The sequence below is a fragment of the Humiphilus diazotrophicus genome, from assembly GCF_059726315.1.
In genome coordinates, this window is the sequence record NZ_AP040870.1 from 1,664,236 (window position 1) to 1,677,639 (window position 13,404).

A 13,404-nucleotide genomic window follows, 5' to 3' on the forward strand; every position below is an offset into this window, starting at 1 on the left:
GTTTTGCAGGTTGACCACTATTCCCGTCAAGAGTAGATGCGGCGTATGTTCGGAGGGTTTAAGCGGGGAGAGTGCGAAAAGATGAACCTGATAAAAAAGTGGGGCGTCTCCTTAACGATTGACCCGTTTCAGCGACAGCCCCTTCCCCAGATCTGCGTTGTTTCTTGTGATTACTTTCAGGCATCCCGCGGTAACCGACAACATCACTTAAGGTCAATGTCCTTTGGTAACCTGTCTCCGCGACTTCGCTTTTCGAGCCATTTCCACTTTTCGGGCCATTTCTCGCACGGCATCTTCGGTTTTTTGTGCAACCAGCACCTGAGCAAGAGAATGCATGGAGAGTGCAATGCGGTTTTCCGCACCCGTCTTTTTCATCAGACCAGCTACATAGGACTTGACGGTCCGCTCTTCGATCCCGAGCGAAGCGGCTATCTCTCGATTGGATCGAGCAGCCATAATCTGGAGCAGTACCTGCCGTTCACGCTCTGTGAGCTTTGCAGAGGCATTTTTGATCGGCGCCGAGGCACGGTCCAGCAAACGGTCGATCAAGCGCGCAAGCAGCCGCCTGGGCGCCCAGATTGAGCCTTGAGAAACGACTTGGACAGCTTCAAGAACCTGTTTGGAGGAAAGGGATTCTTCGAGGTAGGCTTTGGCTCCTCCGGCAATGAAAGCCGTCACACGGCTATCGTCTGCCGGGGGTCCAATCAGGATGGTACGAATATCCGGTCTGCTGTTACGCAAGCGCGACAGGATAGCCGAAACTTCTGCTACACCATGAATGTCAAACAGCAGTAAATCGATTGATGTATCCGCCAGGAAAACGTCGAGCTCCGCGAAAAATGGCTTGAGCTCTGATGCCCCCTCAAGAATCGCAGCGAATCCTACAACTCTAAGGGGGTCTGTCGGAAGCACACCAATTCGAAGAGTTCTACTCTTCTGAATGGGGCCCATGTAATACCTCAGAGTTTTGGAAGAACAATCCCCTGCTGCTTTTGGTACTTGCCCTTTCGATCCGCATAGCTGACTTCGCACGGCTCGTCCGAGCGGAAAAACAGGATCTGACAGAGACCTTCGTTCGCATAGACTCTGGCAGGCAGCGGGGTCGTATTGGAAATCTCCAGGGTGACAAAACCTTCCCACTCCGGTTCAAAAGGTGTCACGTTTACGATGATTCCACAACGCGCATAGGTCGACTTGCCCACACAAATAGTCAGTACATCGCGAGGAATCTTGAAATACTCGATAGAACGCGCCAGAGCGAACGAATTGGGCGGAATGATGACCGAGTCCGCCTCGACCGTCACAAAGGAACGCTCGTCGAACGCTTTGGGATCGATGATGGCGCTATTAACGTTGGTGAAAATTTTGAATTCGTTGGATACGCGGAGATCATAACCGTAGGAAGATAGGCCATAGGAAATGACTCCTTCCCGTACCTGTTTTTCGCTAAACGGGCTGATCATTCCGTGGTTGAGGGCCTGTTCGCGAATCCAGCGATCGCTCTTGATGGACATCTTGCTCCTGGTCTGTACTCAAAAAATATTGCCGTTCCGGCAGATTATTCGTTTTATGATTGGAACTCAAATTTTGGTTTGTGGTCAAAGCTGCATCTCATAAAACAGTGCATACATTGACAATAACCCGAAACCCCACTAGCATCTCCCCAGGCTTTGCGCTTGGCAACGGTCTAAACGTTTTAGATTGAGGCAAATACAGTGATCAAACAAGACATCATACATCACGTGATCGAAAAGACTGGCCTGCCGCGGAACAAAGCGGAGTCGGCCGTAGACACAGTCTTTGAGAGCCTGAAGAAAGCTTTAGCGTCAGGAGACCGCATTGAGCTGCGCGGCTTCGGCGTTTTCAATATTCGGCCTCGCAAGACTGGTATTGGACGTAACCCGCGAACCGGCGCGGAGGTCAATATCACCCCGGGCAAGGCTGTGCGCTTTAAACCAGGCAAAGAACTGCATGCCATCGACTAATTGATCTAGCGGGCCTCCTCCACCCGCAGGACTGTAGCCTCCGCTTGAATAGGGCTTCGAAGGGCGAATCATTGAGCTTCTTACAATGATTCGCCTTTGTACTTTTGCCCAATCGCCTGTCATGTCAAAGCAACGCCTCTCGCACCTCGCGAAGAATTTCCTCCGACAACGCGGGATCTTCGACAGCCCTTGCAAGTACCATTGCGCCCACCATCGCAGAAATCGCATGGATACACTCACGTCTTGACGGATGCTTCTCTTTCCAGCGAAAGCAGACCATCATCTTTTCGAGCAGCTGTTTGAAGGACCGAGTAAAAGACGCCTGCAAGGGCCGATCACGCCCTACTTCCACGGCCATTGCAGCTAGAGGACACCCAGTACCGGGATTTCTCCTGTGCTCCTTCGAAAGGTAAGCAGCTACATACTTCTTCCATCCGTCCGGCTTTCCGCAATGCTGCTCCAGCCCCGAGAGTGATTGCGCCATCGCAAACTCCAGGGCCTCCGCCATCAGTGCTTCCTTTGAGGAAAAGTGATTGTAGAAGGGGCCGTGCGTCAATCCCGCACTCTTCATCAATTCCGCTACACTGACCCCGGAAAATCCTTTCTCCCGGAAGAGCTTTGCAGCTTCACTCACAATGCTCTTGTGTTTCTCTGCCGTTTCTTCAGCTGGATATCTCATGTTCCGTCCTCCTGGAATTTTGAATCCCAATCTCAAGCATGATAATCATAATGCTTGTCAAACGAAACATGACACCCATCATGCTTCCGGAGACACCTAAATCTCTCAGGAGGTCAAAAGAACCTGATATGAAACTGGCAGGCAAGAAAGCACTGATTACTGGCGGAAACAGTGGCATTGGATTCGCCACAGCTAAGCTCTTCGTGGAAGAAGGTGCAGAGGTTGCAATCACCGGGCGCAATCAGAAAACTCTCGATGAGGCGCTCCAAATCCTCGGACCAAAGGCTAAGGCCTATCGCGCAGACGTGACAGAAAGCAGCGATCGCAAGACTCTCTTTGAGCAACTTGCAAAGGATTTCGGAAGGCTGGATATCGTATTTGCAAATGCGGGAATTGCCGGACAGACAGTTGTCGGCAAGACAACGGAAGAAACCTTTGAAAATATCATCCGCACCAATCTGATCGGAGTATTCTTCACCGTGAACAATGCCGTACCGCTGCTAAACGATGGGGGCTCTGTTATCTTGAACGGCTCCGTTATTGGCACGCTGGGGCACCCGGGCTACTCTGCCTACGCTGCCACCAAGGCCGGTGTTCGAGCCCTGGCCAGAACACTTGCAGCGGACCTGGCGCCGCGCAAAATCCGTGTGAATGTAGTCGCGCCGGGAGCAACGAATACGCCAATCTGGGGGAAGACCAGATCTGAAAATATCGATGCGCTTACAGCCAGGATTGCCAGCACGATCCCGCTGGGCCGACTGGGTGAACCGGAGGAGATAGCGAAAACAGTGCTGTTCCTCGCCTCAGAGGATGCTTCGTACGTAAATGCAGTTGAACTATTCGCCGATGGAGGCGCTACCGGAACACCATTTGCAGGACCTGCGTTTCGAGGAGAGTGACCGGAGGCAATTCGGCGCTACATCAGGTTCATAGCATCGACATCGACAATCAAACCCCGGCGTGGAATGCCTATGCTGTCGGCATACTGCAGGGCAGCCCGCAGGGTCTTCTGCATCGAAGCGCGGCTCTCGGCTTTGAGAACCAGGTGAAAACGGTAGATACGTTTCACACGAGAGATGGGAGCCGCCGCTGGGCCCAAAACCCGGATCTTATCCAGATGCGTCTGTTGGAACCAACGTCCCAGCGCCGCCGACCATCCGGTTGCCTCCTCCAGGCGAGGGCTTTGAATGAGAAGGTTTGCGAGAACCCCGAATGGGGGATAGTGCATCCAGCGGCGGAACTTCAGTTCCTTTTCCACGAAGCAGTTGAAATCGTGCTGCGATGCACATTGAACTGCATAGTGATCCGGATGGTAGGTCTGGACAATCACCCGGCCTGGCAATTCTCCCCTGCCAGCTCTTCCCGATACCTGTGTCAGAAGCTGAAAGACTCGTTCGGAAGCACGAAAATCCGGTAACGACAGCGCGTGATCGGCTCCGACAACCCCAACCAGAGTGACACCATGGATATCGTGCCCTTTGGCTATCATCTGGGTACCCACCAGAAGATTGATCTCTCCGGAGTGTAGTTTCTCCAGCAGCCGTTCCAAGTCATGGCGACCGCGTACGGTGTCACGATCCATTCGTCCGATCCGGGCATGTGGAAAAATCTCCTGAAGGCGCTCCTCTCCTTGCTGAGATCCAACTCCGAGGAAATAGAGGTGCTCGCTCTCGCACTTGGGACACTTCTTGGGAACACTTCTTTTGTAACCACAATAGTGGCATTCCAGCCGTTGCCCGACATGGGCATGCTCATCGGAGTTGGGAACCGGTTTGTGATAGGTCAGCGAAATTGCGCAGTTCTCGCATTCCAGCTTCTCGCCACAGCTCCGGCACATTACGACAAAAGAATAACCTCGGCGATTGAGCAAGATAATCGCCTGCTCTCCACGACCGAGAGTTGCTTCTGTTTGTTCCACCAACAAGCGGGAGAATAGCTGCTCCTGCCCTGTCTCCTGAAACTCCTGCCGCATATCGACCAGAGTCACTTCCGGCAAAGGCCGATGATTTACACGCTCACGCATCTCAATGCGGTGATATTTTCCGTTAACCGAGTTCTGCCAGGACTCCAGAGAGGGAGTAGCCGAACCTAAAACGACAGTCGCACCCACCAGCTTGCCGCGAACGATAGCCACATCTCGTGCGTTATAGCGAGGGGTCTCTTCCTGCTTATAGCTGGAATCGTGCTCCTCATCGACCATGATCAGACCCAAGCGAGGCAAGGGTGCAAAAATAGCCGAACGTGTTCCTACAACCACTGGAGCTTCGCCCCGCCGAATACGATGCCATTGCTCGGCACGCTCTTCGGGCGTAAGCGCCGAATGCAACAATGCCACATCCGATCCAAAGGTCAGATAAAGCTGAGCAGCAACGGCGGGCGTCAGGCCAATCTCAGGCACGAGCAGAAGAGCCGTCATCCCCGCACTGAGAGCCTTTTTCATCGCCGCCATATAGACAGCGGTCTTGCCCGAGCCTGTTACTCCGTGTAGCAAGCAAGTACGAAAACTCCCCAAGGTGGAGGTGATCGCCTCCAAAGCCTCTTCCTGAGCACTATTCAGAACATGTTCAGGCTGAGCATGATGCAGCAGACCACTCATATGAAACTCAGCAGGCCGCTCTTCTATCCTGACCAGTCCGCGACGAACCAGCGTATCCAGAGTGGAATTGGGAACAGGAAGTTCGCGTAGAGCCGAAACCGGCAGCTCATTTCCAGCCCCCGCCAATTCGGCAAGAATGGCCTGTTGATTTGCATTCAGCTTCGGAAGCCGTGCATCCGAAACCAGGCACGCAAAACGCACAAGTCTTCTGGCGTCTCGCTGATTGGCCATCGTTTCGCGCTGGATCCACTTCTTCCGCAGCATGCCGGTCAACAAGTCACGAGAGGCTCCTGTAGCCGAACGTAGAGTATTCGCTCGAACGGCATCGCCTGGCTCGAGATAATTGAGGACGTTATATTCGGCATCCTGCTGCTCGGGAGCAAGACGAGACCGGCGCGAACTGCCAAGAAGCGACCCTTGATAAAGAATCTCTCTCCCCGCATCGGTGATCCGGTAAAGGACGTGTTTACGAACCTCCGCCATCAGCGGCAGCATGGTACGCAAGACTTCGCCGATAGGTGCCAGATAGTACTGTGCTATCCATCCGGCCAGTTCCATCAGCTGCGGCGAGAGTAGTGGCTCGCTATCGAGAATGCTCTCCAGCGGACGCGCATCCACGGGAGGTGCCTCATCATGCAGGCGCATGACGACACCGATCATCTTTTCATTGCGGAAAGGAACAACGACACGGCATCCGACCTGCGGAGGTTCTCCCCCTTCCTCTCCGGAAGGGTTTGAAACCGAAAGGGAGTAAGTAAATACCCGATCCAGCGGAACAGGAAGAGCCACATCGCAGAAGGAAGGCATGAAAAGCTAACATGCCTCCATCAAGATTCAGAGCGCTTCGGTAAAGGAAGTCCCAGTTCGGCCATTGCCATCTGAAGATCCTTCCACGCTTCTTTCTTCTGACGAGGATCGCGAAGCAGAAAGGCCGGGTGGTAGGTGACGATTAACTTCGCTCCACGGACATGATGAATGCGCCCACGAAGAGAAGAGAGCGAGCTCTTTGCACCCAGCAAGTAAGTAGCGGCAGTAGAACCCAAAGCTACGAGGATCTCGGGTTTTACGATATCGATCTGCCGAAAGAGGAAAGGCGAACAGGTATGGGCTTCGACCGGTTCAGGGACCCGATTCTGTGGAGGACGGCACTTCACAATATTCGCGATATAAACCTGCTCACGATTCAGGCCCATGGCATGGATCATATTGTTCAGCAACTGACCGGCGCGGCCGACAAACGGAAGACCTTGAGCGTCTTCGTCGGCTCCAGGACCTTCTCCGACAAAGAAAAGGCGGGCATTCGGATCGCCATCACCAAAGACGAGTTTGTTTCTTCCCGCAGCCAAAGCACAACGGGAACAATCACCAATTTCCTCTCGAACCACTTGCAGAGCAGAGGCTTTATCCGCCGGCAATACAGCCGGGGCTACGGGAGGTGCAGACGGAAAAGGCTTACGGGGCGGAATTTCAGACTCCTCAACAGTTGATATCGACGGGAAAAGAGCGGGTGGAGGCGGCACTTCCTGCACAACGGGTGCCACGGCTGGGGCCACCGGTTGCGGCTCCGGAGCTGCAGGCTCCGCTTCGGCAGACAATACGATCTCCTCGGCGGACAGCGGTTCTCCCCTGCGATAGAGATCATAAATGCCAAGATCGCGGTAATACTCCAGGCGAGCAGCCAGAGCTTCGCGAAATTGTGAATCGAGCTTTACCGGCATCCTCTACTCAATCATCAGGCTACCTGAGCCTGTTTCGGCAACAACGGACTGCGGACGGCGCAAGGCCAGAACCTCCTCAAGAATGCGATCGGCTAACTTACGCTTCGTCATCTCAGGAAGATCGATTGCTTTCGTGGCAGTCAGGAATGTCGCAGCATTATGGTCGGAATCGAAGCCGACTCCTTCGCGAGACACATCGTTCATCACGATTGCGTCCACACCCTTACGCAGTAATTTGTCTCGCCCGTATTGAACCCCGTTCTCCGTTTCGGCCGCAAACCCAATCACCAGCTGGCCAGAACGACGGCGTTGCACCACTTCGGCAAGAATATCCTCGGTTGGAACCAGATCCAATGTCAGGGGCCCGGCAGACCGCTTGAGCTTTTGTTCCGCTCGAACCACGGGCCGGTAGTCGGCGACGGCGGCAGCCTTGATCACGATAGTCGCTTGTTCCAAATGACTCATCACTGCCTGGCGCATCTCGTCAGCGGTGGTGACATGAATGACTTCGGTGTGAGCCGGAGGATGGAGCGCGCTTGGTCCGGTTACAAGAATCACCCGGGCACCACGACTCATTGCAGCCTCTGCCAGCGCATATCCCATTTTTCCGCTGGAGCGATTTCCCAGGAAGCGGACAGGATCCAGTGCCTCCCGCGTTCCGCCAGCCGTGACCAGCACAACCTCTTCGGCAAGATCATGACGATGCTGGAGAAGATCCATAGCGGCTGCAGCAATCACCGCAGGATCCGCCATACGTCCGGCCCCGGTCATACCGCAGGCCAGATATCCAGTCTCGGGATCTACAATCTTTACGCTCCGGCTGCGCAGAATATCCAGGTTCTGCTGCGTAGCAGGGTGATTCCACATATTCACGTTCATCGCCGGAGCCACTACGACGGGAGCTGTTGTGGCCAAATAAAGTGTGCTCAAAAAATCGTCGGCAATTCCGTGTGCGAACTTGGCAAGAACATTGGCTGTGGCGGGAGCTACCACCAGTGCATCGGTCCATTCGGCAACAGAGATGTGCTCGATGCTGGAATCGAGAGTGGACTGATCTGCGTTTTCATCCCAATCTTCGTTCCACAGGCTGGTAACGACCTTATGACCTGTCAACGAAGCAAATGTAAGAGGCTGGATAAACTTCTGCGCAGCAGCCGTCATAACGACGCGAACATCCAACGCCTGACGTTGCAGAGCGCGCACTAATTCAGCGGATTTATACGCAGCGATTCCTCCGCTGACGCCAACCGTGACATTCATAGAAAGATTGTAGACCGTTTTCCCGGCCCTCGTATCCGGGAGAAATTAGGCGAAAACGCAACCTTTCCTGAGGAAAAACCGGTACGAAATGCAGCCGTTCAAACGAGAACGGCTGCATTCGTATTTGAAAAAATCGAGGAATGCGGGGGAACTGACGAATCAGAGCATTTTAGGTCTTAGCACGGTCTGTCAAAAATCCATCAAGTGCGGCCATTCTTCGACGGAATGGCCACGCAGAGATCAATTCCCGGTATATACCGAAACCTGAATTACGCTAGCTGGCGAGAATCGGAATATCTGGAGCATCTACGTCCGGTTTGTGAACAGGCGCATCCTGCTTCACATATGCAACCTTACCGGCCTTAATCTCTTCCTGAGCAACACGGCAGGCCTTTCGAGATCTCGATTCCACCAACGGTTGAGAACCGTTTTGCAGTTGACGTGCTCGCCGGGCTGCTACGAGCACATAACGGTAATTGCTATCGAACTCTTTCTCAATCGTCATGTCTGTCCTCCAGAAGTAAGCCTGAGCAATGCTCAAGCGTGGGCTGCGGGTTAAATCGCAATGCCGAAGGAGGCCAACACCGGGCGAAGACGCTCTGCAGAACGGGCCAGAGAACAGCTTTCAGCAATCTGAGTTAATCGGGCCGTTTCTGCATTGAGTGGAGCCCCGCCGCGTCTAGCGCGCTCCGAGAGCACGATAGCGGCCAGTTCTTCGACGGCACGGTCTAGCATGTCGTTGACGAGAATATAACCGTAATCGGCATAATTCTCAATTTCTATACGAGCTTTTGCCAAACGCCGCTCGATAACCGCGTCGTCGACCGACCCTTCGGCCCGGCTGCGATTGCGTAAACGCGTAGCCAAAACCTCTGGATTCGGCGGCATAACGAAGATACTTACTGAATCGGGAGCTTTTTCGCGAACTTGAGTAGCTCCCTGGACATCGATGTCCAACAGCAAATCTTTGCCCTCTGCCTTAGCAGCGGCCAGAGCACTCCTGGGCGTCCCATAGTAGTTGCCGAACACCTCGGCGTACTCCAGGAACTCACCCTTGGAGATGAGCTGTTCAAACTCTTCGCGAGAGGTGAAGTGGTATTCCCGTCCATCCTGTTCTGATCCACGAGGTAGACGCGTCGTCCAAGAAACTGAAAACTCCAGGCCTTGTACTAGTGAACGTAACTGATTGACAAGCGTAGACTTGCCAGAGCCCGAAGGCGCCGAAATGATAAAGAGAATTCCCGCCAAGTGACTTTCTCGTTCTAAATTTTGGGGAGCGAAGCGCTATTCAATATTTTGCACTTGCTCACGTGCCTTTTCTATCTCCGATTTCATAGCCAGGCCCAGTTCGGTAATCCTGGTCCCCTTCCCCGCCACCCCGGTGGTCTTGGAGAGCAGAGTATTGGCTTCCCGGTTCATCTCCTGGAGCAGGAAATCGAGCTTCTTACCAATTTCCCCGCCGGTATCGAGTAACGAGCGGAAGTGATCGATATGCGTCCGAAGGCGCGCGATCTCCTCTTCCACATCGCTTCTTTCCGCAACCAGAGCAGCTTCCTGTAGGACCCGATCCTTCTCGTAATTGCCGTTCAGCAAATCCGAAATCCTCTGGTTCAGACGTTCCAGATAGGCTCGCTCAACCTCGGGACGGAGCTCGGAGACGCTGGAAACGGCTTCGCTGAGCCTGTCCAGGGTTCCATGAAGCTCGCGAACAAGTCCCTGCCCCTCCTGGGCTCGCATTTCGTTCAAGGCAACCAGAGCACTCTCCAGTTGCTTTACAACCTCGGGTTCCAGAGCCGCCATATCCTGCTCGGAAGAGGATTGATCGGCTGACAGTGCCCCAGGAAGGCGGAGAATGGTATTCAGATCCGGTTCCCCGGAAAGACCGTGCTCCTGCTGTGCAGATCGAAAGGCCGCAATGTAGGAAGCGACGAATTCATGATTGTATTGGGCACTGGTCTGCACACTGCGCTCCAGGGAAAGAGTGACTTCCACATGTCCGCGAACCAGCTTTTCTTTCAGCAATCGGCGGATCTGCATCTCGACCGATTCCAGCCCTGAGGGCAATCTAAGGTGAGGATCGAGAAATCGATGATTCACACTCTTGATCGTGAGCGAGAATCCCAAAGCATCTGTAACTCGCCCAGCTACGCGGGCGAAACCCGTCATGGAATACACCCGGGCATTCGGGGATTGAGGAGAGGTCATTCTTCCGCCTTTGTGGAAAGTTCAGGCTCTAAGCTGAGGAGATCGGTAGCATCCATAAACTGCAGCTGGTAGAGACGCTGGTAAGTGGGGGATTTCTGCAGCAATTCTTCATGCGGACCAACCGCTGTGATCCGTCCATCCTCCAGGACCACAATCCGATTCGCCCGACGTACAGTCGAGAGGCGATGAGCAATTACCACCACGGTACGCCCCGTCATCAGGTTTCCGAGTGCAGCCTGCACCAGAGATTCACTCTCGGCATCGAGGGCAGAGGTCGCCTCATCCAGAATCAGGACCGGCGTGTCCTTGAGCAAGGCACGAGCAATTGCCAGACGCTGACGTTCTCCACCTGAGAGCCGGAATCCCTTCTCGCCGATAACCGTGTCGTAACCTTCCGGCATCTTCAGGATGAAGTCGTGAGCCAATGCTGCATGAGCGACTTCAATCACCCGGTCACGCGAAATATCCGGTTGCCCATAGGCAATATTGTTGTGAACGGTATCGTTAAACAGGATCGTCTCCTGCGTAACCTTGGCTATCTGTGCACGTAGCGAATGCAGCGTCAAATCGCGAACATCGTGGCCATCTACAAGAATTCGGCCTTCGGTGACATCGAAGAACCGGGGAATCAGGTTAACGAGTGTCGTCTTTCCGGCACCGCTCGGTCCGACCAGAGCCAGAACTTCTCCGTGCTCTACGTCCAGATTGACGTCGTGAAGAACCTGCTTTTCGCCTTCTTCGTCTTTGTAGTTGAAACCTACATTCTCAAAACGAATGCTCTTGTGAAAACGGGAGATCGCAAGCGCGCGAGGCTTCTCCCTCACCTCGTCCTGCACATCCATGTATTCGAAAATGTTAGAGGACGCACCAAGCGCCTGCTGGAAATTGTTGTAGAACAAGGCAAACTTGCGGACCGGATCGTAGAGCTTGAAAAGAGCAACGAGGAAAACTAAGAAATTTCCGGAGGTAAACGTTCCGTTCCCAATCAGGTTACGGCCAAAGAAGAGAAGCAGAGCGATACCAATCGAACCGATCGTATCCATCAGCGGAGAACTGATGGCCTGGGCACGCACAGATTTCAAATTTGCTCGAAAGAGTCTGTGTGCAGCGGTCCGAAAACGCAGGAGTTCCCAAAGCTCGGTATTGAACGCTTTGACAATCCGGTTACCTGTGATCGTTTCATGCAGGATGTTCTGAATCTCGGCCAGCTTATCCTGGCCCCCTCGGGTGGTCTTGCGAACCTGGCGCCCGATCTTGCGGGCCGAGGTAATAACCACGGGGATAAACAGCAGCAGCAGCCATGCCAGTTTCCCTCCGATTGCGACCACCGCTATCGTCGTAAAGATGAAGGTAAAAGCCTGCTGCAAGAATTCCGACAACACCGACGACATGGCATACTGCACACGCTCAATGTCATTGATCAGCGTGGAAAGAATCGTACCGGTGGGATGCTTCTGAAAGAAGGAAACAGAACGGCGCAGGATCGCTTCATAGAGCTGATCTCTGAGATCCGTCATCATGCCGAAGCCGGCATAGTTGACCAGATAGGTACCGGTGTAATCGCAGATACCCTTCAGCACGGTCGAGCCGACAAAGGCCACCGCAACAATCATCCAGGGATCATGCAAATGGAGAAATTGCGGAAATATCTTCTCAAGATCGAAATGGAGATAGCTTCCGGCGCCAATCGGAATCTGACGGTCTGCGGCCCCTGGGTTCAAAACCCGGTCGAAGATAGGCCCAATTAGCAGCAGACGAAAGGCATCCAGCAGTCCAACTACCGCCATGAGGAGAACAGAAATCAGGGATTGTAGCCAATACGGAAGGACGTAACGCAGAAGTCGGAGCAGATTCTTCATTGTTGCTGGTCAGCTCCGGAGCGACGCCACAGAATCCGAATTGAACCTGGGATCATTTCCCTATTGTATCCGTCGGGTCGCTCTGGAAAACCGGACCGTTTTAGCTTTTGACGAGAAACACCCGGCGCCCCTCCTAACGAGGCATATCCCGGTGTGCAGATTTGACACTGTACCCCTCCTTACGGAGGCGTTTCCGGATCTCCTCGGCAATCATTACCGAGCGGTGTTGCCCACCGGTACACCCAAAAGCCACAGTCAGATAGCTTTTCCCCTCCTGGATGTAATGGGGAAGCAGAAAAAGCAGCAGATCCGTGGTCTTGTCCAGGAATTCTCCGGTCTGCGGAAACTGGCGAATGTAATCGGCCACTTTCCGGTGTTTTCCCGTCAGGGGGCGAAATTCGGGAACAAAATGCGGGTTCGGGAGAAAACGAACGTCAAAGACCAGATCGGCCTCCATAGGAAGCCCGTTCTTGTATCCAAAGCTGATACACGAAACCAGCAGGTTTTTGCTGTCCGTCCCGCCACGGGTGAACTGGGTTTGGATATAGCTCCGCAGCTCATGAACGTTGAAATTGGAGGTGTCGATGATGATGTCCGCAACATTTCGGATCGGGTCCATCAACTTGCGCTCTGCCTTGATAGAACGCAACACCATCTCCTCACGGCCTAAAGGGTGAGGGCGGCGGGTCTCAGAAAATCGACGGATGAGAATGGGATCTTTGGCGTCGAAGAAAATAACCTTGGTCGCCAGAGTCTTGCGTACTTCCCGTAGCAAGGAGGGGAAACGATCCAGACTTTGCCCCTCACGAACATCAATTACGATTGCTCCGCGATTGATCTCTGGAGACTGGCCCACTAAATCCGCAAAGCGCGGCAGCAACTCCAGAGGCATATTGTCGACGGAATAGAATCCCAGGTCCTCAAAGGCTTTCAGAGCCGAGGCCTTCCCCGATCCGGAGAGGCCAGTCAAGATCACCAATTCTCCCGCGTTTTCGGGAGGTCCAGCTTCCCTACGCACCGGAGCGCGCATTGGTCTGCGTGTTTTTCCCTTATTCATGGATCGCCGTAGTTGAAGAGGCTTCGCTGAATTGGACTTGCGAGG

At 53.7% G+C, this 13,404-nt stretch carries 13 protein-coding genes; 2 read left to right on the top strand and 11 right to left on the bottom strand.

All coding sequences use genetic code 11. From position 1 onward, the window contains the following. Positions 1-213 precede the first annotated feature (213 nt). The gene (locus AC6I7T_RS08150; RefSeq protein WP_497792858.1) at positions 214-951 is read right to left on the bottom strand and encodes a LuxR C-terminal-related transcriptional regulator; all 738 of its coding nucleotides are present in this window, start codon (positions 949-951) and stop codon (positions 214-216) included. Positions 952-959: 8 nt separating this feature from the next. Beyond that, positions 960-1,514, bottom strand: coding sequence for a dCTP deaminase (dcd, locus tag AC6I7T_RS08155; protein ID WP_497792860.1), 555 nt, complete (start codon positions 1,512-1,514; stop codon positions 960-962). A 201-nt stretch (positions 1,515-1,715) separates the two neighbouring features. Between dcd and AC6I7T_RS08160 the strand changes: the two genes are divergently transcribed. Continuing rightward, positions 1,716-1,985 (top strand): HU family DNA-binding protein, encoded by a 270-nt coding sequence (locus AC6I7T_RS08160; protein ID WP_497792861.1) that lies wholly within the window; start codon positions 1,716-1,718, stop codon positions 1,983-1,985. Between the two features lie 124 nt (positions 1,986-2,109). Here the strand turns inward: AC6I7T_RS08160 and AC6I7T_RS08165 are convergent, their stop codons facing one another. Next, positions 2,110-2,664 (bottom strand): TetR/AcrR family transcriptional regulator, encoded by a 555-nt coding sequence (locus AC6I7T_RS08165; RefSeq protein ID WP_497792862.1) that lies wholly within the window; start codon positions 2,662-2,664, stop codon positions 2,110-2,112. Positions 2,665-2,792: 128 nt separating this feature from the next. Here AC6I7T_RS08165 and AC6I7T_RS08170 point away from each other — a divergent pair, with 128 nt between their 5' ends. Next, the gene (locus AC6I7T_RS08170) at positions 2,793-3,563 is read left to right on the top strand and encodes an SDR family oxidoreductase (RefSeq protein ID WP_497792863.1); all 771 of its coding nucleotides are present in this window, start codon (positions 2,793-2,795) and stop codon (positions 3,561-3,563) included. A 17-nt stretch (positions 3,564-3,580) separates the two neighbouring features. On the opposite strand, the gene priA is transcribed toward AC6I7T_RS08170, so the two are convergent. From priA to rapZ, 8 genes are all read right to left on the bottom strand, one after another. Further along, the gene (priA, locus tag AC6I7T_RS08175; protein WP_497792864.1) at positions 3,581-6,067 is read right to left on the bottom strand and encodes a replication restart helicase PriA; all 2,487 of its coding nucleotides are present in this window, start codon (positions 6,065-6,067) and stop codon (positions 3,581-3,583) included. 20 nt (positions 6,068-6,087) lie between these two features. After that, positions 6,088-6,978, bottom strand: coding sequence for a uracil-DNA glycosylase (locus AC6I7T_RS08180; RefSeq protein ID WP_497792865.1), 891 nt, complete (start codon positions 6,976-6,978; stop codon positions 6,088-6,090). 3 nt (positions 6,979-6,981) lie between these two features. Then, positions 6,982-8,238: a bifunctional phosphopantothenoylcysteine decarboxylase/phosphopantothenate--cysteine ligase CoaBC gene (coaBC, locus tag AC6I7T_RS08185; protein ID WP_497792866.1), complete on the bottom strand. Its 1,257-nt coding sequence runs from the start codon at positions 8,236-8,238 to the stop codon at positions 6,982-6,984. 274 nt (positions 8,239-8,512) lie between these two features. Then, positions 8,513-8,743 carry a DNA-directed RNA polymerase subunit omega gene (gene rpoZ, locus AC6I7T_RS08190; RefSeq protein WP_497792867.1) on the bottom strand — a complete coding sequence of 77 codons (231 nt, stop codon included), beginning with the start codon at positions 8,741-8,743 and terminating at the stop codon, positions 8,513-8,515. A 50-nt stretch (positions 8,744-8,793) separates the two neighbouring features. Beyond that, the gene (gene gmk, locus AC6I7T_RS08195; protein WP_497792868.1) at positions 8,794-9,486 is read right to left on the bottom strand and encodes a guanylate kinase; all 693 of its coding nucleotides are present in this window, start codon (positions 9,484-9,486) and stop codon (positions 8,794-8,796) included. A 36-nt stretch (positions 9,487-9,522) separates the two neighbouring features. Then, entirely contained in the window at positions 9,523-10,443 is a 921-nt protein-coding gene (locus AC6I7T_RS08200) for a YicC/YloC family endoribonuclease (RefSeq protein WP_497792870.1), read from the bottom strand. Continuing rightward, complete coding sequence (locus tag AC6I7T_RS08205; protein WP_497792871.1) at positions 10,440-12,302, bottom strand: ABC transporter ATP-binding protein; 1,863 nt, start codon at positions 12,300-12,302, stop codon at positions 10,440-10,442. The genes AC6I7T_RS08200 and AC6I7T_RS08205 overlap by 4 nt, the downstream gene beginning before the upstream one ends. 133 nt (positions 12,303-12,435) lie before the next feature. Then, positions 12,436-13,359 (bottom strand): RNase adapter RapZ, encoded by a 924-nt coding sequence (gene rapZ / locus AC6I7T_RS08210; protein WP_497792872.1) that lies wholly within the window; start codon positions 13,357-13,359, stop codon positions 12,436-12,438. Between the last annotated feature and the right edge of the window lie 45 nt (positions 13,360-13,404).

Excerpts from the sequence above, each read along its gene's own strand:
- rapZ (WP_497792872.1), bottom strand. The coding sequence starts at position 13,359 with ATGAATAAGGGAAAAACACGCAGACCAATGCGCGCTCCGGTGCGTAGG.
- AC6I7T_RS08180 (WP_497792865.1), bottom strand. The coding sequence starts at position 6,978 with ATGCCGGTAAAGCTCGATTCACAATTTCGCGAAGCTCTGGCTGCTCGC.
- AC6I7T_RS08200 (WP_497792870.1), bottom strand. The coding sequence starts at position 10,443 with ATGACCTCTCCTCAATCCCCGAATGCCCGGGTGTATTCCATGACGGGT.
- AC6I7T_RS08170 (WP_497792863.1), top strand. The coding sequence starts at position 2,793 with ATGAAACTGGCAGGCAAGAAAGCACTGATTACTGGCGGAAACAGTGGC.
- dcd (WP_497792860.1), bottom strand. The coding sequence starts at position 1,514 with ATGTCCATCAAGAGCGATCGCTGGATTCGCGAACAGGCCCTCAACCAC.
- coaBC (WP_497792866.1), bottom strand. The coding sequence starts at position 8,238 with ATGAATGTCACGGTTGGCGTCAGCGGAGGAATCGCTGCGTATAAATCC.
- priA (WP_497792864.1), bottom strand. The coding sequence starts at position 6,067 with ATGCCTTCCTTCTGCGATGTGGCTCTTCCTGTTCCGCTGGATCGGGTA.
- rpoZ (WP_497792867.1), bottom strand. The coding sequence starts at position 8,743 with ATGACGATTGAGAAAGAGTTCGATAGCAATTACCGTTATGTGCTCGTA.
- AC6I7T_RS08150 (WP_497792858.1), bottom strand. The coding sequence starts at position 951 with ATGGGCCCCATTCAGAAGAGTAGAACTCTTCGAATTGGTGTGCTTCCG.
- AC6I7T_RS08205 (WP_497792871.1), bottom strand. The coding sequence starts at position 12,302 with ATGAAGAATCTGCTCCGACTTCTGCGTTACGTCCTTCCGTATTGGCTA.
- AC6I7T_RS08165 (WP_497792862.1), bottom strand. The coding sequence starts at position 2,664 with ATGAGATATCCAGCTGAAGAAACGGCAGAGAAACACAAGAGCATTGTG.